The 17,843-nt window shown below is 62.7% G+C and carries 18 protein-coding genes; 12 read left to right on the top strand and 6 right to left on the bottom strand.

Features of this window, described 5'->3' with window-relative positions; genetic code table 11:
* Positions 1-47: 47 nt before the first annotated feature.
* Both HU748_RS25000 and HU748_RS24995 read right to left on the bottom strand, forming a co-directional pair.
* Positions 48-1,268, bottom strand: coding sequence for a CaiB/BaiF CoA-transferase family protein (locus HU748_RS25000; RefSeq protein WP_186722381.1), 1,221 nt, complete (start codon positions 1,266-1,268; stop codon positions 48-50).
* Positions 1,269-1,283: 15 nt separating this feature from the next.
* Positions 1,284-2,465, bottom strand: a complete 1,182-nt coding sequence (locus HU748_RS24995) for an acyl-CoA dehydrogenase (protein ID WP_186722379.1) — start codon at positions 2,463-2,465, stop codon at positions 1,284-1,286.
* Positions 2,466-2,629: 164 nt separating this feature from the next.
* Between HU748_RS24995 and HU748_RS24990 the strand changes: the two genes are divergently transcribed.
* From HU748_RS24990 to HU748_RS24945, 10 genes are all read left to right on the top strand, one after another.
* The gene (locus HU748_RS24990) at positions 2,630-3,529 is read left to right on the top strand and encodes a LysR substrate-binding domain-containing protein (RefSeq protein WP_186670039.1); all 900 of its coding nucleotides are present in this window, start codon (positions 2,630-2,632) and stop codon (positions 3,527-3,529) included.
* Between the two features lie 431 nt (positions 3,530-3,960).
* Positions 3,961-5,082, top strand: a complete 1,122-nt coding sequence (locus HU748_RS24985) for a Re/Si-specific NAD(P)(+) transhydrogenase subunit alpha (RefSeq protein WP_186711758.1) — start codon at positions 3,961-3,963, stop codon at positions 5,080-5,082.
* Between the two features lie 11 nt (positions 5,083-5,093).
* Positions 5,094-5,408 carry an NAD(P) transhydrogenase subunit alpha gene (locus HU748_RS24980; protein WP_023378063.1) on the top strand — a complete coding sequence of 105 codons (315 nt, stop codon included), beginning with the start codon at positions 5,094-5,096 and terminating at the stop codon, positions 5,406-5,408.
* A 2-nt stretch (positions 5,409-5,410) separates the two neighbouring features.
* A complete protein-coding gene (locus HU748_RS24975) occupies positions 5,411-6,862 on the top strand; it encodes an NAD(P)(+) transhydrogenase (Re/Si-specific) subunit beta (protein ID WP_054894857.1) in 1,452 nt (483 codons plus the stop codon).
* Positions 6,863-7,052: 190 nt separating this feature from the next.
* Positions 7,053-8,546: an acetyl-CoA hydrolase/transferase family protein gene (locus HU748_RS24970; RefSeq protein ID WP_186722377.1), complete on the top strand. Its 1,494-nt coding sequence runs from the start codon at positions 7,053-7,055 to the stop codon at positions 8,544-8,546.
* Positions 8,547-8,923: 377 nt separating this feature from the next.
* Complete coding sequence (locus HU748_RS24965) at positions 8,924-9,136, top strand: DUF1127 domain-containing protein (RefSeq protein WP_054894859.1); 213 nt, start codon at positions 8,924-8,926, stop codon at positions 9,134-9,136.
* 311 nt (positions 9,137-9,447) lie between these two features.
* On the top strand, positions 9,448-9,765 hold the full coding sequence (locus HU748_RS24960; protein WP_186670047.1) for a DUF2388 domain-containing protein: 318 nt from the start codon (positions 9,448-9,450) through the stop codon (positions 9,763-9,765).
* A gap of 85 nt (positions 9,766-9,850) precedes the next feature.
* Positions 9,851-10,144: a DUF2388 domain-containing protein gene (locus HU748_RS24955; protein WP_186670049.1), complete on the top strand. Its 294-nt coding sequence runs from the start codon at positions 9,851-9,853 to the stop codon at positions 10,142-10,144.
* Positions 10,145-10,180: 36 nt separating this feature from the next.
* The gene (locus HU748_RS24950) at positions 10,181-10,501 is read left to right on the top strand and encodes a DUF2388 domain-containing protein (protein ID WP_186670051.1); all 321 of its coding nucleotides are present in this window, start codon (positions 10,181-10,183) and stop codon (positions 10,499-10,501) included.
* A complete protein-coding gene (locus HU748_RS24945) occupies positions 10,498-12,456 on the top strand; it encodes a DUF4105 domain-containing protein (RefSeq protein ID WP_186722375.1) in 1,959 nt (652 codons plus the stop codon). The genes HU748_RS24950 and HU748_RS24945 overlap by 4 nt, the downstream gene beginning before the upstream one ends.
* Positions 12,457-12,466: 10 nt before the next feature.
* On the opposite strand, the gene HU748_RS24940 is transcribed toward HU748_RS24945, so the two are convergent.
* Positions 12,467-12,835, bottom strand: coding sequence for a DUF4870 domain-containing protein (locus HU748_RS24940; RefSeq protein ID WP_054894864.1), 369 nt, complete (start codon positions 12,833-12,835; stop codon positions 12,467-12,469).
* 26 nt (positions 12,836-12,861) lie between these two features.
* Positions 12,862-13,584, bottom strand: a complete 723-nt coding sequence (gene rph / locus HU748_RS24935; RefSeq protein WP_186670055.1) for a ribonuclease PH — start codon at positions 13,582-13,584, stop codon at positions 12,862-12,864.
* A 227-nt stretch (positions 13,585-13,811) separates the two neighbouring features.
* Between rph and HU748_RS24930 the strand changes: the two genes are divergently transcribed.
* Positions 13,812-14,675: a YicC/YloC family endoribonuclease gene (locus HU748_RS24930; RefSeq protein WP_186670057.1), complete on the top strand. Its 864-nt coding sequence runs from the start codon at positions 13,812-13,814 to the stop codon at positions 14,673-14,675.
* 12 nt (positions 14,676-14,687) lie between these two features.
* Positions 14,688-15,308: a guanylate kinase gene (gene gmk / locus HU748_RS24925; RefSeq protein ID WP_186670058.1), complete on the top strand. Its 621-nt coding sequence runs from the start codon at positions 14,688-14,690 to the stop codon at positions 15,306-15,308.
* 98 nt (positions 15,309-15,406) lie between these two features.
* On the opposite strand, the gene HU748_RS24920 is transcribed toward gmk, so the two are convergent.
* Positions 15,407-16,954: an APC family permease gene (locus tag HU748_RS24920; RefSeq protein ID WP_186670059.1), complete on the bottom strand. Its 1,548-nt coding sequence runs from the start codon at positions 16,952-16,954 to the stop codon at positions 15,407-15,409.
* A gap of 114 nt (positions 16,955-17,068) precedes the next feature.
* Positions 17,069-17,842 carry a gamma-glutamyl-gamma-aminobutyrate hydrolase family protein gene (locus tag HU748_RS24915; protein ID WP_186722373.1) on the bottom strand — a complete coding sequence of 258 codons (774 nt, stop codon included), beginning with the start codon at positions 17,840-17,842 and terminating at the stop codon, positions 17,069-17,071.
* Position 17,843: the final 1 nt, after the last annotated feature.

Here is a 17,843-nt window from a genome sequence, read left to right as displayed (position 1 = left end):
GGGGAGGCCTGTCCGCCTCCCCGCTTCTATACATAGCCAATACGCTGTCACAACACGCCAGCAGAGCGCAGCAACTGAACAGCCCCTGCATCCAGGCCCAAGACATCCAGCAGTACTGCCTCGGTGTGCTCCCCTAACAAAGGTGGGGCGCGACGATACTCCACGGGCGTCTCCGACAACCTGATCGGGCTCGCCACCTGAGGCACGCTGCCCGCCAGCGGATGAGGAACATCCACCCTCAGCCCGCGCGCCACCACCTGCGGATCCTGAAACATCTGCGCCAGGTCGTTGATCGGGCCGCACGGCACCCCAGCCCTTTCCAGCTCCGCCACCCATTGGGCCGTGGTCTTGAACACCGTCGCCTGTCGGATTAGAGGAATAAGCTCCGCCCGATGCGCAACCCGCTGCTTGTTGGTGGCAAAGCGCGGATCATCCGCCCACTGCGGCTGACCGGCCACTTCTGCGAACTTGCGGAACTGCCCGTCGTTACCCACGGTAAGGATGAAGTCACCATCAGCCGTCGGAAAATCCTGATAAGGCACGATGTTGGGATGCGCATTGCCCAGACGCTTGGGCGATGTACCCGTGGTCAGGTAGTTCATTGCCTGGTTGGCAAGACACGCCACCTGCACATCCAGCAAGGCCATATCGATATGCTGGCCCTCTCCCGACTGATCGCGATGCGCCAGTGCCGCAAGGATCGCCACCGTGGAATACAGCCCGGTGAGAATGTCGGTCAGCGCCACCCCCACCTTCATGGGCCCAGCCCCCTGCTCACCCTCAGGCCGCCCGGTCAGGCTCATCAGCCCGCCCAGCCCTTGGATCATGAAATCGTAGCCCGCGCGCTTGGCATAGGGGCCCGTCTGGCCGAAGCCGGTGATCGAGCAATAGATAAGCTTGGGATTGACCGCCTTCAGGCATTCGTAATCCAGCCCATAGCTCGCCAGCCCGCCCACCTTGAAGTTCTCGATGACGATATCCGACTTTGCCGCCAGTTCGCGCACCAGGCGCTGACCTTCAGGTTGGGTGAAGTCGATCGTCACCGAGCGCTTGTTGCGATTGGCCGACAGATAGTAGGCCGCCTCGCTGGTGTTCTCGCCGTGGGCGTCCCGCAGGAAGGGCGGCCCCCACGCCCGGGTGTCATCACCCGTACCCGGTCGCTCGACCTTGATCACGTCAGCCCCGAGGTCGGCGAGAATCTGGCCGGACCACGGTCCGGCCAATACACGCGACAGGTCCAGCACCCGCAGATGTGACAGCGCTCCCATGGCCGCGCCCCTCTATTAATAGAACGCCTGAATGCCGGTCTGCGCGCGGCCGAGAATCAACGCATGGATGTCATGCGTACCTTCATAGGTGTTGACCACCTCGAGGTTGACCAAGTGACGCGCCACCCCGAACTCGTCAGAGATTCCGTTGCCGCCGAGCATGTCGCGCGCCAGACGGGCGATGTCCAGGGCCTTGCCGCAGGAGTTGCGCTTCATGATCGAGGTGATCTCCACCGCCGCCGAGCCCTCGTCCTTCATTCGCCCCAGCCGCAGGCAGCCCTGCAGCCCCAAAGTGATCTCGGTCTGCATGTCGGCGAGTTTCTTCTGGATCAGCTGGTTGGCGGCCAGAGGGCGGCCGAACTGCTTGCGGTCCAGGGTGTACTGGCGTGCAGTGTGCCAGCAAGCCTCCGCCGCCCCCAGCGCGCCCCAGGAAATGCCATAGCGCGCCGAGTTCAAACAGGTGAACGGGCCTTTCAGACCACGTACCTCAGGGAAAATGTTCTCTTCCGGCACGAACACGCCGTCCATGACGATCTCACCGGTGATCGACGCGCGCAGGCCAACCTTGCCATGAATGGCCGGAGCGCTCAGGCCCTTCCAGCCCTTTTCCAGAATGAAGCCACGAATATCGCCGGCATCGTCCTTCGCCCAGACCACGAACACATCAGCGATCGGGCTGTTGGTGATCCACATCTTGCTGCCCGTCAGGCTGTAGCCACCCTCGACCTTGCGCGCGCGAGTGATCATTGCACCAGGGTCGGAGCCGTGGTTGGGCTCGGTCAAACCGAAGCAACCGATCCATTCACCGCTGGCAAGCTTGGGCAGGTACTTCTGCTTCTGCGCTTCACTGCCGAACTCGTTGATCGGCACCATGACCAGCGAAGACTGCACACTCATCATCGAGCGGTAACCCGAGTCGATCCGCTCCACCTCACGGGCAATCAGCCCATAGCACACGTAGTTGAGACCAATACCGCCATACTCGGCCGGAATGGTCGCGCCCAGCAGGCCGACCTCGCCCATCTCGCGGAAAATTGCCGGATCGGTCTGTTCGTGACGGAACGCCTCGATCACCCGCGGAGCCAGCTTGTCCTGGGCGAACTGATAAGCGCTGTCACGCACCATGCGCTCTTCTTCAGTGAGCTGCTGATCCAGCAACAGCGGGTCGATCCAGTTGAAACTTGCTTTACCGGCCATGGGCAGAGTCCTCGAAAGGTGTGCGACGAAATTCTTGTTGCCTTGATCCTAGGCCGGAACCTGTCAACGGACAAACGAGGATTGCGCACTCATTAGTGCTATTTTCTCACTCCGTAATAAGTGAAATACCTATTTCGAGCCCCTTATAAGTGAGGATGACGTACATGCGGCGCAAGATCCCCAGCACCACGGCACTGGTCTGCTTCGAGGCGGCGGCCCGCCACGAGAGCTTTACCAAGGCCGCTCAGGAACTGGCGCTGACCCAAGGTGCCGTCTGTCGGCAAATCGGTGGCCTCGAGGGCTTTCTCAATGTGGAGCTTTTCCGACGCTCGCGCCGGGGCGTGAAGCTGACCGAGGCCGGCCTGTCGTATAGCCGCCAGGTCTCGGCGCAATTGGATGCGGTGGAGCGGGATACCCTGTCGGTGATGCGCCAGCAGGGCGCCAACGTCATCGAACTGGCCGTAGTGCCGACCTTCGGCACCCAGTGGCTGCTCCCCCGCCTGAAGGACTTCCAGCAACGCCATCCGGAGGTAACGGTCAACCTGACCAACCGCACGCGGCCGTTCCTGTTCGCCGACACCGCCTTCGACGCAGCCATCTACTTCGGCGACGCCGACTGGTCTGGCACCCAGTCACACCGCCTGATGGGTGAAAACCCGATGCCGGTATGCAGCCCGCAATGGCTCAACGGGAGAGACACGCTCGACGCCGACTCCATAGCCGAGCTGCCATTGCTGCAGCAGACCACCCGCCCCTATGCCTGGCGGCAGTGGTTCGACAGCCTGGGCATGAGTGTGGAGCGCGACATGAACGGCCCGCGCTACGAGCTGTTTTCCATGCTGGGGCAGGCGGCCATGCACGAAATGGGCATCGCGTTGATCCCGCCGTTCCTGATCCAGCGCGAGCTGGCGGAAGGCCGGCTGGTGGTCGCAAACAAGCATGCCCTGTCGAGCGACAAGGCCTACTATCTGATGATCCCCGAGCGCAAGGTGGAGTCAGCTTCGCTGCGCGCCTTCCGCGACTGGCTGGTGATCCAGGCCCGCGACTACGCAGCAGGTGCATGAGACTGAAAGCTGACTTCGTAGTCAATTATTTTAAACACCTACAGATATATGGATTTGTCGCAAATCCATAAACTGTTCCATAAGCGGGAAAAACCGAATCAACCCTAATAACCGCGGGGGTTTGCCGCTGTTTTTACGACATCTAGCAAACTACTAACGAAAACCGCCAAAAAATTTCGTTTTTTTCTCCTAAGCTCCCAATAGCGCGTCCTTGACAGCCTGAAGGCGGATGGTTGCGACAAGTGGTCACAGGGTGACTTGTAGTTTTAACTTCGTTTCGCTCCAGAACTGGTTGAAGCACCTTCGGTTCATCTGCAAAATGCCTCGCCCGCCCCGGAACCGGCGGTATGCATGCTCAAAGGCCGCTCCAGCCGCACCACCCGAAGTGCGCTGGAATCAACAATGACAAGGTCACCGCAGGAGACAAAGTCGTGCACATTGGTGTTCCTCTAGAGACGCAGACGGGTGAGGCGAGGGTCGCCGCGACCCCGGAAACCATCAAGAAACTGGTCGGCCAGGGCCATCAGGTCACTGTCGAACGGGGCGCCGGGCTCAAAGCCAGCATCCCGGACAGCGCCTATGAGGCCGCGGGCGCTTCCTTGGGTGACGCTGGCGATGCCTTGGGCGCGCAGTTGGTGCTCAAGGTAGTGGCGCCCAGCGACCAGGAACTGGCCCGGATCAATCCCGGCAGTATCCTGGTGGGCATGCTCAACCCTTTCAACAGCGAGCTCATCGCAAGGATGGCCGAACACGGCATCACCGCCTTCGCCCTTGAAGCCGCTCCGCGCACCTCGCGCGCGCAAAGCCTGGACGTTTTGTCATCGCAGGCCAACATCGCCGGCTACAAGGCCGTGCTGCTTGCGGCGCACCACTATCCACGCTTCATGCCCATGCTGATGACCGCTGCGGGCACCGTGAAAGCCGCGCGCGTGCTGATTCTCGGTGCCGGTGTGGCCGGCCTGCAGGCCATCGCCACGGCCAAGCGTCTCGGAGCAGTGATCGAAGCGTCCGACGTACGGCCAGCGGTGAAGGAACAGATCGAATCGCTCGGCGCCAAGTTCATCGACGTCCCCTATGAGACCGACGAAGAACGCGAGTGCGCCGAAGGCGTAGGCGGTTACGCCCGCCCGATGCCGGCCAGCTGGATGCAACGCCAGGCCCAGGCGGTGCACGAACGCGCGAAGCAGGCCGACATCGTCATCACCACCGCACTGATCCCCGGCCGCAAGGCCCCGACGCTGCTCAGCGCCGAGACCGTGGCGCAGATGAAACCGGGCTCGGTGGTCATCGACCTCGCCGCAGCCCAGGGTGGCAACTGCCCGCTCACGGTCGCCGATCAGGTCGTGATGGCGCACGGCGTGACCATCGTCGGCCCGACCAACCTGCCCGCCCAGCTGGCTGCCGACGCCTCGGCGCTGTACGCACGCAACCTGCTGGACTTCATGAAGCTGCTGTTCGACAAGGACGGCGCTCTGGTGATCAACCTGGAAGACGACATCGTCGCCGCGTGCCTGATGTGCCGCGACGGCCAGGTCGTGCGCAAGAACGGCTGAGGAGCACGACAATGGAAGACATGCTGATTTCCCACGGAATCTACAACCTGATCATCTTCGTACTGGCCATCTACGTTGGCTATCACGTGGTCTGGAACGTCACCCCGGCGCTGCACACCCCGCTGATGGCGGTGACCAACGCGATTTCCGCGATCGTCATCGTCGGCGCGATGCTCGCCGCAGCGCTGACCGTGACTCCGGCCGGCAAGCTGATGGGCACCCTCGCCGTGGCCCTGGCCGCGGTCAATGTGTTCGGTGGCTTCCTGGTCACCCGCCGCATGCTGGAAATGTTCAAGAAGAAAACCAAGAACGAGGGGCAGAAGTAAGCATGAGCATGAATCTGGTCACCCTTCTCTACCTGGTCGCCTCGGTCTGCTTCATCCAGGCCCTCAAAGGCCTGTCGCACCCGACCACGTCACGGCGCGGCAACCTGTTCGGCATGATCGGCATGGGCATCGCCATGCTCACCACCATCGGCCTCATCTATAAGCTCGCCGCACTCTCGGTCGGTAGCGGCGGCGCCACCGCGGGTATCGGCTATGTGCTCGTCGGCCTGCTGATCGGCGGCAGCGCCGGGTCGATCATGGCCAAGCGCGTCGAGATGACCAAGATGCCAGAGCTGGTCGCCTTCATGCACAGCATGATCGGCCTGGCCGCGGTGTTCATCGCCATCGCCGCGGTGCTCGAGCCGCAATCGCTGGGCATCGTCGCCAGCATCAGCGACCCGATCCCCACCGGCAATCGCCTGGAGCTGTTCCTCGGCGCAGCCATTGGCGCGATCACCTTCTCCGGCTCCGTGATCGCCTTCGGCAAGCTGTCGGGCAAGTACAAGTTTCGCCTGTTCCAGGGCGCACCCGTACAGTTCGCCGGCCAGCACAAGCTGAACCTGATCCTTGGCATCACCACCCTCGCCCTGGGCTTGCTGTTCACCTTCACCGGGCACTACAGCGCCTTCACCCTGATGCTGGTCCTCGCCTTCGTCATGGGTGTGCTGATCATCATCCCGATCGGCGGCGCCGACATGCCGGTAGTGGTGTCGATGCTCAACAGCTACTCGGGCTGGGCGGCGGCAGGCATCGGCTTCTCGCTGAACAACTCGATGCTGATCATCGCCGGCTCCCTGGTCGGTTCCAGCGGCGCAATCCTCTCGTACATCATGTGCAAGGCGATGAACCGCTCGTTCTTCAATGTCATCCTCGGTGGTTTCGGTGGCGACACCGATAGCGGCGCGGCGGCTGGCACGAAGGAGCAGCGCCCGGTGAAATCCGGCTCGGCCGACGATGCAACCTTCCTGCTGAGCAACGCCGACAGCGTGATCATCGTTCCCGGCTACGGCCTTGCAGTGGCCCGCGCCCAGCACGCCCTGAAAGAACTGACCGAGAAGCTGACCCATAACGGCGTCACCGTGAAATATGCGATTCACCCGGTGGCGGGGCGCATGCCCGGGCACATGAACGTACTGCTGGCCGAGGCCGAGGTTCCGTACGATCAGGTGTTCGAGATGGAGGACATCAACGCCGAGTTCGGTCAGGCCGACGTGGTGCTGGTGCTGGGCGCCAACGATGTGGTCAACCCGGCAGCGAAGAACGATCCCAAGTCGCCGATTGCCGGCATGCCGATCCTCGAAGCCTTCAAGGCCAAGACCATCATCGTCAACAAGCGCTCCATGGCCAGCGGTTATGCGGGCCTGGACAATGAACTGTTCTACCTGGACAAGACCATGATGGTGTTCGGTGACGCCAAGAAAGTCATCGAGGACATGGTCAAGGCGGTGGAGTAGTCCTTTTCCGAACTGAACAGCCGCTCTTATAGAAGGCCCCGGGAAGATTTTTCCTGGGGCCTTGTCGTTTTGCTGATCCAGATCAACGGCTCTATTTCCAGGCTTCTCATACGACCATGGTCGCGGGACGGCATCGGGCGAAATCTCTAGACTGCGCTGCAGTAGCCCAAGTAGCCCGAGATAACAATCCATGTACCGTGATCGTATCCGCTTGTCCTCCCTGCACAGCAAGGTAATGAGTGCGGCCGATGCCGCTGGCCTGATCAAGGACGGCATGACCGTCGGCATGAGCGGCTTCACCCGCGCCGGCGAAGCCAAGGCAGTGCCACACGCCCTGGCCGAACGAGCCAAGCAGTCGCCACTGAAGATCAGCCTGATGACCGGCGCCAGCCTGGGCAACGACCTGGACAAGCAACTGACCGAGGCCGGTGTACTTGCCCGGCGCATGCCCTTCCAGGTGGACAATACCCTGCGCAAGGCCATCAATGACGGGCAGGTGATGTTCATCGACCAGCACCTGTCGGAAACCGTCGAGCAATTGCGCAACAAGCAGCTGACCTTGCCGGACATCGCAGTCATCGAAGCGGTCGCGATCACAGAACAGGGCCACATCGTGCCAACCACCTCGGTGGGCAACTCGGCCAGCTTCGCGATCTTCGCCAAGCAGGTCATCGTCGAGATCAACCTGTCGCACAACCCCAACCTCGAAGGGCTGCACGACATCTATATCCCGACCTATCGCCCGACCCGCACGCCGATCCCGCTGGTGAAGGTCGATGACCGCATCGGCAGCACCGCGATCCCGATTGATCCGGCCAAGATCGTCGGCATCGTCGTCAGCGACCAGCCCGACTCGCCGTCCACTGTACTGCCAGCGGATCACGAAACCCAGGCTATCGCCGACCACCTCATCAACTTCTTCAGGAAAGAAGTGGACGAAGGGCGCATGACCAACAAGCTCGGCCCTCTCCAGGCCGGTGTCGGCACCATCGCCAATGCCGTGCTGAGCGGCTTGATCGACTCGCCGTTCGAAGACCTGACCATGTACTCCGAAGTGCTGCAGGATTCGGCCTTCGACCTCATGGATGCCGGCAAGCTGAGCTTTGCCTCGGGCAGCTCGATCACCCTCTCGACCCGCCGCAACGCTGAGGTGTTCGGCAACCTGGAGCGCTACAAGGACAAGCTTGTGCTGCGTCCGCAGGAGATCTCCAACCACCCCGAAGTGGTGCGCCGCCTGGGCATCATCGGGATCAACACCGCGCTGGAGTTCGACATTTATGGCAACGTCAACTCCACCCATGTATGCGGCACCCGGATGATGAACGGTATCGGTGGTTCCGGCGACTTCGCCCGCAACGCTCATCTGGCGGTATTCGTCACCAAGTCGATGGCCAAGGGCGGCGCGATTTCCAGCGTGGTGCCGATGGTCAGCCACGTCGATCACACCGAGCATGACGTGGACATCCTGGTCACCGAGCAGGGCCTGGCCGACCTGCGCGGCCTGGCACCACGCGAACGTGCCCGGGCGATCATCGACAACTGCGTGCACCCGGACTACCGTGCGGCCCTCAACGACTACTTCGACCGCGCCTGCCAGAGAGGCGGGCACACTCCGCATATCCTGCGCGAAGCGTTGAGCTGGCACGAGAACCTGGAAGAAAGCGGGCGGATGCTGGCCGGCTGATCCGCCAACTGCATTGCTCCTCTGAACCCATCGCGGGACGACCCCGCTTCCACATTTCAGTTGTGGGAGCGGGGTCGTCCCGCGATGACGTCTGCCTGGCTAAAACAGTCAACCGATAAATATTCAAAAACTGTACTACTGTACCGCTAGAAACCGCGCTTCAATGCCGCCAATATTTTCAAATTGAGCATAAATGCACAGAAATAGTGCAGACCAGTACAGTTATGCCAATTCCGAGTGCAACAGTAGCGTTTAACAGTTAACTGGCCCATCGCAATACTGTTGAACTGTATCTACTGTTATGGACGACAGGGGAGGATCATTGGCATCAGTTAAATCACTACCTAATCCCGCCACAAGCGGAAGGATGACACATCATGGAACGTACCCTCAGTTCCGGTCTGGTTTTCGAAAACAACGTTGAATCCAAAGCCTCGGCTCCTCTGCGCGCCCTGTCGACCCTGCTGCTGTGGCAGCGTCGCATCGCCAGCCGCCGTCAACTGGCTCGCCTGGATGCCCGCCTGCTGGCCGACGCCGGCATCAGCGAGTCCCAGCGCTACCAAGAGCTGAGCAAGCCTTTCTGGCGCTAAGCTCCGGCTTGCCGGCCCAAGGCCGGCACCGCGATTTCTCAAAACCCGTCGCAGGGAACTGCGACGGGTTTTTTGTTTCAAAGGCGCGCAGTTGAGCTGCTCAACTCACAAGCAGTACAATTTTAAAAAAACAGAAAACAACCATAACAGTTTGTTCCGATCTCGTCCTTCACATCTGGAAACAGAGCTGCGTGGTACGCTTGCGACAGCGGCCTGTTAGCTTGGTCAAACGCGCTGCCTGTCATTTCAAGTGCCGTGACGAGCAGTGCGAGCGTCCGAATAACCAGAACTACCCCCGCAGGAGCCCTACCATGTCCCGTAAATACTTGTTTGGCGCTGCAATGCTGCTGACCTTGGCGGGCACCGCCCACGCCACCAGCTTCGTCGTCACCACCGATGCCGTGGTTGGCGCAGTGGCCGCGTCCACCGACGCCACCTCCGACATTTCCTCTTCGTTCCGCGACGACAAGATCGTCCAGGCCGCCCGTGACGATGCTGCCAGCTTCGTCGGCAGCCAAGGGGATATTCGCGGCGCGAAGCTGGAAAGCGCCTTCATCCATATCCGCCAGCAGATGCCTGCGCTGCAAGCCAGCGACGCGCAACTGGCACAGGCCATCCTGGCCCTCTGACTCCAGCCATCGTACCCGCAGGCTACGGCGCCCCCGCTGCCTGCGGGACAGCATTCACCCTGTCGACAGAGCGTTGTCCAAGCCCATGCGTTACCTTGTGCCCTTGCTGCTCGCCATTGCCAGTGTGGGAAGCGCCCATGCCATGGATGTCACGACCCAGTTTCCGGTCATGACCGGCTATGTCACCAGCCAGGTGACCACTGCGCCGTTCGACCGCAAGATCATCGGCATGGCCCATGATGATGCGGCCGTATTCGTCGCCACTGGCGGTCGGATTCGCGGCGCACGCCTGCAAGCTGCACTGACGGAACTGCGTCATATCTATTCGCGTCAGTCCGTCGGCGACCTTGAACTGGCGGAAGCAATTCTCGTCCAATGATCACACCTGACTCCCTGTATTTTTCGGAGATGCTCCATGCGTAAACCGCTGATCGCCGCTACCCTCGGCATGTTGCTGCTGGCCGACCTGGCCCAGGCGCAAACCCTGGTGGCCACCAGCAATATCATCGTTCGCGCCTTTGGCCGCTCGATCGATTTCACATCCGACACCACCACCTCGATCCGCGACTCCAAAGTCGTGCGCGAAGCCCGCGACGACGCCGCCAGCTTCGTCGCCAGCAATGGCGATATTCGCGGCGCCCAGCTCGAAGCCGCATTCGACACCCTGCGCGACCGCGTGCCTGAAGCGCGCAATGCCAGCGACCAGGTACTGGCCGAAGCCATCCTGTCGCTGTGAAGCGTGTGCGTGCCTGGCTGCTCGGCTGCGCCCTGACGCTGCTCGGCACGCCCGCCCTGGCCGATCTGCAGCTCGAGCTGCAGACTGCCGGTCTGGACGCTCGACAGCAGCACGCCTCCCAGCAACTGCTGGATGAGGCACTGTTGAAGCTGCCTCCCTCTTTCAAGCAGCGTCTGGATCGACGCATCCAGGTCAGCTGGACCGACAAGATGCCCGCCGATGCCTACGGCCAGGCTTCGCCAGTCTCGACCATCAACCTCAACAGTCGCCTGCTGCCAGGGCTCACCGATGGCAGTGCCGCCAAGGAAAAAACCCATCGCCCCCACGGCACGGTGCGGGAAGAACTGCTTGCCACCGTACTGCACGAGCTGACCCATATCTATGATCGCGCGCGACTGTGGCCCAGTGCCGAGCGCTCGCTGATTGCCCGCTGCAACCGCCAGCAGGGCACCCTCGGCCAGATCGGCCTCCCCCAGCAATGCCGTGGCCAGACAGCACGCCGCTTCACCCTGAGTGACGATCCGCGCCTGCTCGACCTTGCCGGCTGGCCGCAGTACGTCGGCCGTCGCGGCGAGCGTGAACAGCACAACGGTCAACTGGTACGCACCCCGGACAGCTACGAGCTGAGCAGCCCCAAGGAGTTTGTCGCGGTCAACATGGAGTACTTCCTCCTCGACCCGAGCTATGGCTGCCGACGCCCCGCCTTGAACCAGTACCTGCGCGATCATTTCGGCTGGGCACCCAAGCAGGACACCTGCGCCAAGGGTCTGCCGTTCCTTAACGCCGGCAGCGACTTCGCCCGAGAGCCACTGGGCGAGATCGACCCGGAGCGCGTCTACGAAGTCGACTACCTGCTTGCCGAGGCCAACCAGAACTGGGTCAGCCGCTGGGGACACAGCATGCTGCGCCTGGTGATCTGCGCACCGGGCCGCCCACGCGGGCCAGACTGCCGCCTGGATCTGGACCGCCACCTGGTGTTGTCGTACCGCGCGTTCGTCAATGATGTGCAACTGTCCAGCTGGGACGGCCTGACCGGCGCCTATCCGTCGCGCCTGTTCGTCCTGCCGTTGGGCCAGGTGATCGACGAGTACACCAAGACCGAACTGCGCAGCCTGGCCTCCGTGCCGCTCAAGCTCGACCGCCAGCAGATCGAGGACCTGGTGCGCCAGGCTGCCGAAATGCACTGGAGCTACGACGGCAATTACTACTTCCTGTCCAACAACTGCGCGGTGGAAACCCTCAAGCTGATGCGCAGCGGCACCGCCGACCAACGCTTCAGCGACCTCGACGCGATCATGCCCAATGGTTTGCTGGAGGTGCTCAAGGGGCGGGGGCTGGCCGACACCAGTGTGCTCGACGACCCGCGTGAGGCGCTGCGCCTGGGGTATCGCTTCGACTCCTATCGCGATCGCTATCAGGCCATGTTCGAGGTGCTGAAGAAACAGTTGCCGATCAAGCAGACAGCGGTGGAGGACTGGTTGGCCCAGGATGCCGAGCAACGCCGCCCCTGGTTCGCCCAGGCCGATCTGCGCACCAGTGCTGCCTTGCTGCTGCTCGAGCAGGCCAGCCTGCGCCGTCAGTTGCTACTGGCACAGGATGAAGTCAAACAACGTTACCTGAACGCCGCCGCACTCAAGGACGGCAGCATCGACAAGGCCAACGCCACGCTGCAGAAGATGCTTGCCAACAGTGGGTTCCTCAGCCGCCCGGCCGAATTGCTCGAGGCGGATGGCTACGGCTTGCCCCAACCTCAGGAGCGCGTGCACCTTGAAAAGGTCAGCAGCGAGCGGCAGGCGCAGTTGCTGCGCCTGAGTACCGATCTGGACAAGGAAGTACGGGCATTGCTGGAGCCTGCACGGGCGAAGGAGATTGCGGCAATCGAGGCCAATGTGAAACAGATCGGTGAACACCTGCGCGCCCTGCACAAGGCAGCTGGCGGTTTGCAGCTCCCTTGAGCGCGCGGGGCTACTTGATCGGCCGCCAGATCAGCGGATAGCGGTACGGCTTGCCTTCATTGGCCCGAACCCCTGCAAGGATGATCAGGATCAGCACGGCCACTGCCAGGATGGCGAACAGCACGATGCCGATCACCACGAACATCAGCAGGAAGCAGATGAATCCGGCAATGGTGACGCTGATCTGGAAGTTCAGCGCCTCCTTGCCCTGGGCATCGACGAACGGATCGACCTCACGCTTCCAGATCCACATCACCAGTGGCCCGAGCAGATGCCCGAGCGGCATCACCAGCCCGAGCAAGGCGCTGAAGTGGCAGAACATCGCCCATTGCCGAACTTCGGCGCTCGGCGTTTCGATCGGCAGATTCGTCTCACTCATGGGTCCATCGCCTCCTTGGCGCAGCTTCAGTCGGCCAATGCAGCCTGCTGCAGGTCGAAGATCTCGGTCATGCCCTTCTGCGCCAGCGCCAGCATGGCGTTGAAGTCTTCAGGCTGGAACGGCGCGCCTTCGGCAGTGCCCTGCACTTCGATGAAGCCACCGGCGCTGGTCATGACCACGTTGAGGTCGGTTTCGGCAGCCGAGTCTTCGAGGTAGTCGAGGTCCAGCACTGCCTCGCCCTGGTACATGCCCACCGACACTGCGGCGATCATGTGCTTGAGCGGATTGCCGCCCTTTAGACCGCCACGCTTCTTGATCACCGCCAGGGCGTCGCACAGGGCGACCATGGCGCCGGTGATCGAAGCGGTGCGAGTGCCGCCGTCCGCCTGGATCACATCGCAGTCGACGTACAGCGTGATGTCGCCCAGCTTGCTCATGTCCAGTGCCGCACGCAGCGAACGGCCGATCAGGCGCTGGATCTCGAGGGTGCGACCGCCCTGCTTGCCACGGCTGGCCTCACGCTGGTTACGCTCGCCAGTGGAGCGCGGCAGCATGCCGTACTCGGCGGTCAACCAACCCTGGCCCTGGCCTTTGAGGAAGCGCGGAACACCGTTCTCGACGCTGACCGTGCAGATGACCTTGGTGTCACCGAACTCGACCAGTACCGACCCCTCGGCGTGCTTGGTGTAGTTGCGGGTGATGCGGATCGAGCGAAGCTGATCGGCAGCGCGACCACTTGGACGTTTCATCTGGGATACCTGTACCGGAAATCGAATCTGGCGGCCATTATAGAGCCGCGCGTCCTGGGAGGACATGCCTATTGTCGCGGCCTCGCACCCCGTCGACTTTTCCCACCGATAGCAGCCCCGCCCTGTAGCATGGTTCGATTGGGCGTCACCGCCGCACTGCGCTACAATCCTGCGCCTTGCAGCCGAAAGGCTTCCCCCGTACAAACCGAATTCGCGAGGTACTCCCCATGGTGCACAGCATGACCGCCTTTGCCCGCGTCGAGCGCGCCGGCAGCCAGGGCACCCTGGCCTGGGAGCTGCGCTCGGTCAACCATCGCTATCTCGAACCGCACCTGCGCCTGCCGGAAGCCCTGCGTGACCTCGAGGGCGCGGTACGTGAAGGTCTGCGCCAGGGGCTGTCGCGCGGCAAGGTCGAATGCACCTTGCGCCTGTCCGACGACAGCACCGGCAAGCCGCTGCAGGTCGATCGCGAGCGCGCCGCGCAACTGGTCGCCGCCGCCGAGACCGTGGCCGGGCTGATCAAGCAGCCGGCGCCGCTCAACCCGCTGGAAGTGCTGGCCTGGCCCGGCGTGCTGGTGGCCGATGCCGCCGACCCGCAGGCCCTCAACGCCGAAGCCATCGCCCTGTTCGACGAGGCGCTGGCCGAACTCAAGGCCGGTCGCCTGCGCGAAGGCCAGGAGCTGGCACGACTGATCAACGAGCGCCTGGACGCCATGACCAGCGAGGTCGCCACACTGCGCACCCTGGTGCCGCAGATGCTGGCAGCCCAGCGCCAGCGCATCGTCGACCGCTTCAACGACCTGCAGGCCGAACTCGACCCGCAGCGTCTGGAGCAGGAAATGGTACTGCTGGCACAAAAGAGCGACGTCGCCGAAGAACTCGACCGCCTCAGCACCCACGTCACCGAGGTGCGCCGAGTGCTCAAGTCGGGCGGCGCCGCCGGACGACGCCTGGACTTCCTGATGCAGGAACTCAACCGCGAGGCGAACACGCTCGGCTCCAAGGCCTTCGACCCGCGCAGCACCCAGGCGGCGGTCAACCTGAAGGTGCTGATCGAACAGATGCGTGAACAAGTACAGAACATCGAGTAAGGCCACCCCACCATGAACCACAGCAGCGGCACCCTCTACATCGTTTCGGCGCCTTCCGGCGCTGGCAAGACCAGCCTGGTCACCGCCCTGACCGCGCAAGACCAGCAGATCCGCGTGTCTGTCTCCCACACCACCCGCGCCATGCGCCCGGGCGAGGCTCACGGGGTGAACTACCACTTCGTGGTTCACGAGGAGTTCAAGGCATTGATCGCCCAAGGCGACTTCCTCGAGCACGCCGAGGTGTTCGGCAACTACTACGGCACCTCGCGCAGCGCGCTGCAGGAAACCCTCGAACAAGGCTTCGACCTGATCCTGGAAATCGACTGGCAGGGTGCGCAGCAGGTGCGCAAGCTGATGCCCGAGGCCCTGTCGATCTTCATCCTGCCACCGAGCCAGGAAGCCCTGCGTCAGCGTCTGGACGGACGCGGCCAGGACAGCGAAGAGATCATTGCCGGGCGCATGAAGGAAGCGGTCAGCGAGATGGTGCATTACAACGAGTTCGACTACGTCATCGTCAACGACGACTTCGAAGACGCGCTCGAAGACCTGAAGTCGGTGTTCCGTTCGAACCGGTTGCTGCTCAAGAAGCAGCAGCAGCGCCATGGTGCGCTGTTGAAGCAGTTGGTCGGCTGAAACAATCGCGGGGCAAGCCCGCTCCTACAGGTACGGCACCGCACCTGTAGGAGCGGGCTTGCCCCGCGATCAGGCTGCACAGCAGCCCCACCTACGCCTTATTCCTGCAACTGAAGTTTCGCCTGCTGCTGCAAGGTTGCCCCGAGGAAGTACGCCGGGGCGCGCAGCCGCGACAGCATCATCAGCACGATGCCCAGCACCGAGATGATCGCCGCGATCACGAATACCAGCCCCAGCCCGCCTACATGCGAGCCGCTGCCAAAGTCGGGCGAAGCGCTGTCGATCGCGGTACGCACGAAGATCACCGACAGGATCACCCCACCCACCAGCGGGCACAGGCCGCGCATGAAGAAGTGGCGCAGGCTGTCGAACAGGCTGTCGCGGAAGTACCAGACACAGGCGAACGCGGTCAGCGAATAGTAGAAGCAGATCATCATCCCCAGCGCGGTGATGGTGTCGGCCAGTACGTTCTCGCTCAGGGTACGCATGGTCACGTAGAACAAGGCCGCCGCCACGCCCGCACAGATGGTCGCGTAGCGCGGCGTCTGCGAACGCGGGCAGACGCTGGCGAAACGCTGCGGCACGGCACCGTAGTAGCCCATGGCGAGCAGGGTGCGCGCAGGAGACACGAAGGTCGACTGCAGCGATGCCGCGGTGCTGGCCAACACCGCAATCGACATCAGGATCGCCAGCGGCCCCATGACCGGGCCGGCCAGGTGGGCGAAGACGTTCTCCTGGATGCGCGGATTACCCAGGCCCAGACCGCTGTCGCTGATACCGGCGAATTGCAAGGTGGCAATGGCGGTGAACAGGTACAGCCCCAGGATCAGCAGCACCGTCCAGGTGGCCGCCTTGCCGGGCACTTCGTCGCTGCCGATGGACTCTTCGCTGACGGTCAGGCACACGTCCCAGCCCCAGAAGATGAAGATCGACAGCGACAGGCCGGCCGCGAAGGCCGAGAACGATTCGACACCGAAGGGGTTGAACCAGGCGAGATCGAACTCCAGCGGCGGCGGCGCAGTGGTCTCGCCGAAAGCCGCAAAACCAAAGCCCACCAACACCAGCAATTGCAGGGCGACCAGGCCGTACTGCACGGTCATGGTGGTGCCCATGCCCCGACAGCAGATCCACACCGCCAGGGCGATGAACGCACAACAGGTGGTGACGTTGATCAGCAGGTTGTCCGCCAGCGCGGCATACGCGTGATGCCCCGTGATCTGTCCGATGAACAGGTAGAAGAAATCGACAGCCACACCGGCCAGGTTCGACAGCACGATGGTGGTGGCAACGACCAGCCCCCAGCCACCGATCCAGCCGATCATCGGGCCGAAGGCACGTGCCGACCAGGTGAAAGAGGTGCCGCTGTCGGGCTCCGCGGCGTTCAGCTCGCGGTAGCCGAGGGCAACCAGCAGCATCGGCAGGAAGCCGACGATGAAGACCGCCGGCAGATGGGCGCCGACTTCGCGTACGGTCGGGCCGAGGGCGCCGGTCAGGGTATAGACCGGGGCAATGGTGGAGATGCCCAGCACCACGCTGGCCAGCAGGCCCAGGCGACCTTTGGCCAGGCCTTTGCTGGCACGCTGGGTGTTGCTGCCCGCGTCGGCCGCCACATCGGGAGGGCGGCCGGCTTCTGTGTATTCGCTCATGAGTTATTTGCCGTTGCTATTGGTATTGTTTTCACAGGCCTTGCGAACAAGGCCCGCTTTCACTCATTGAAAGCTTGCTGCAGGGGGTGGGTCATCCGAGACCTTCGGGTAACGTCAGAATGCCTTCTGGCGCGAACCCTCCCGAGCAGCATGGGCAATGCAGGCCTCGCGAAACGCCTGAAACAGACGTAGGGAGACCGGGTTTTCGGCGAAACGCCACTCCGGGTGCCATTGCACGCCAAGCACGAAGCCCGGCGCATCAGTCATCGACACCGCTTCAATCAGGCCATCCGGGGCCCGTGCCTCGACACGCAGGCCCGGGGCCAGACGGTCGATACCCTGGCTATGCAGCGAGTTGACCTCGAACTGCGCAGCCAGGCCCAGGCGCTCGAACAATCCGCCCGGCGCAATGCCGACCGTGTGTCGAGGCCCGTATTGCACCTCCAGGGGTGCGTCCTCAGGTTCGCGGTGGTCCATGTAGCCGGGCAGTTCCTGCACTCGCTGGTGCAGAGTGCCACCCAAGGCCACGTTGAGTTCCTGGAATCCACGGCAGATGCACAACACCGGCACGCCGGCGGCTATGGCGGCCTGCAGCAACGGCAGGGTCAGGCGATCACGCGCAACGTCGTGCCGGGTACCGTCCACGCTGGGGGCGCCATTGTAATGATGCGGCTCGACATTTGAAGGCGAGCCGGTAAAAAGAATGCCATTCAGGCGCGCCAGCAGCGCCTGCGGGTCGCTGGCCGTGTCGCGCGCCGGCAGGATCAGCGGCAACCCGGCAAAACCTGCCGCCTCGACATACTTGTCGCCCACCGTGTGCGACGAGTTCTTCCCAACCTGCTGGCGGCAGGCGCTGACACCGATCAAGGGAACCGCGTTTGCGCTCATG

It is taken from the genome of Pseudomonas sp. RW3S2, assembly GCF_014268955.1.
Taxonomy (GTDB): domain Bacteria; phylum Pseudomonadota; class Gammaproteobacteria; order Pseudomonadales; family Pseudomonadaceae; genus Aquipseudomonas; species Aquipseudomonas wayambapalatensis.
The sequence above is the reverse complement of the archived record's forward strand: the minus strand, read 5'-3'. Positions and strand labels throughout refer to the sequence as shown.

Bases quoted from the DNA above. Each gene is read 5' to 3' on its own strand.
- HU748_RS25000 (WP_186722381.1), bottom strand. From the start codon at position 1,268: ATGGGAGCGCTGTCACATCTGCGGGTGCTGGACCTGTCGCGTGTATTG.
- HU748_RS24995 (WP_186722379.1), bottom strand. From the start codon at position 2,465: ATGGCCGGTAAAGCAAGTTTCAACTGGATCGACCCGCTGTTGCTGGAT.
- HU748_RS24990 (WP_186670039.1), top strand. From the start codon at position 2,630: ATGCGGCGCAAGATCCCCAGCACCACGGCACTGGTCTGCTTCGAGGCG.
- HU748_RS24980 (WP_023378063.1), top strand. From the start codon at position 5,094: ATGGAAGACATGCTGATTTCCCACGGAATCTACAACCTGATCATCTTC.
- HU748_RS24975 (WP_054894857.1), top strand. From the start codon at position 5,411: ATGAGCATGAATCTGGTCACCCTTCTCTACCTGGTCGCCTCGGTCTGC.
- HU748_RS24970 (WP_186722377.1), top strand. From the start codon at position 7,053: ATGTACCGTGATCGTATCCGCTTGTCCTCCCTGCACAGCAAGGTAATG.
- HU748_RS24965 (WP_054894859.1), top strand. From the start codon at position 8,924: ATGGAACGTACCCTCAGTTCCGGTCTGGTTTTCGAAAACAACGTTGAA.
- HU748_RS24960 (WP_186670047.1), top strand. From the start codon at position 9,448: ATGTCCCGTAAATACTTGTTTGGCGCTGCAATGCTGCTGACCTTGGCG.
- HU748_RS24955 (WP_186670049.1), top strand. From the start codon at position 9,851: ATGCGTTACCTTGTGCCCTTGCTGCTCGCCATTGCCAGTGTGGGAAGC.
- HU748_RS24950 (WP_186670051.1), top strand. From the start codon at position 10,181: ATGCGTAAACCGCTGATCGCCGCTACCCTCGGCATGTTGCTGCTGGCC.
- HU748_RS24940 (WP_054894864.1), bottom strand. From the start codon at position 12,835: ATGAGTGAGACGAATCTGCCGATCGAAACGCCGAGCGCCGAAGTTCGG.
- rph (WP_186670055.1), bottom strand. From the start codon at position 13,584: ATGAAACGTCCAAGTGGTCGCGCTGCCGATCAGCTTCGCTCGATCCGC.
- HU748_RS24930 (WP_186670057.1), top strand. From the start codon at position 13,812: ATGGTGCACAGCATGACCGCCTTTGCCCGCGTCGAGCGCGCCGGCAGC.
- gmk (WP_186670058.1), top strand. From the start codon at position 14,688: ATGAACCACAGCAGCGGCACCCTCTACATCGTTTCGGCGCCTTCCGGC.
- HU748_RS24920 (WP_186670059.1), bottom strand. From the start codon at position 16,954: ATGAGCGAATACACAGAAGCCGGCCGCCCTCCCGATGTGGCGGCCGAC.
- HU748_RS24915 (WP_186722373.1), bottom strand. From the start codon at position 17,842: ATGAGCGCAAACGCGGTTCCCTTGATCGGTGTCAGCGCCTGCCGCCAG.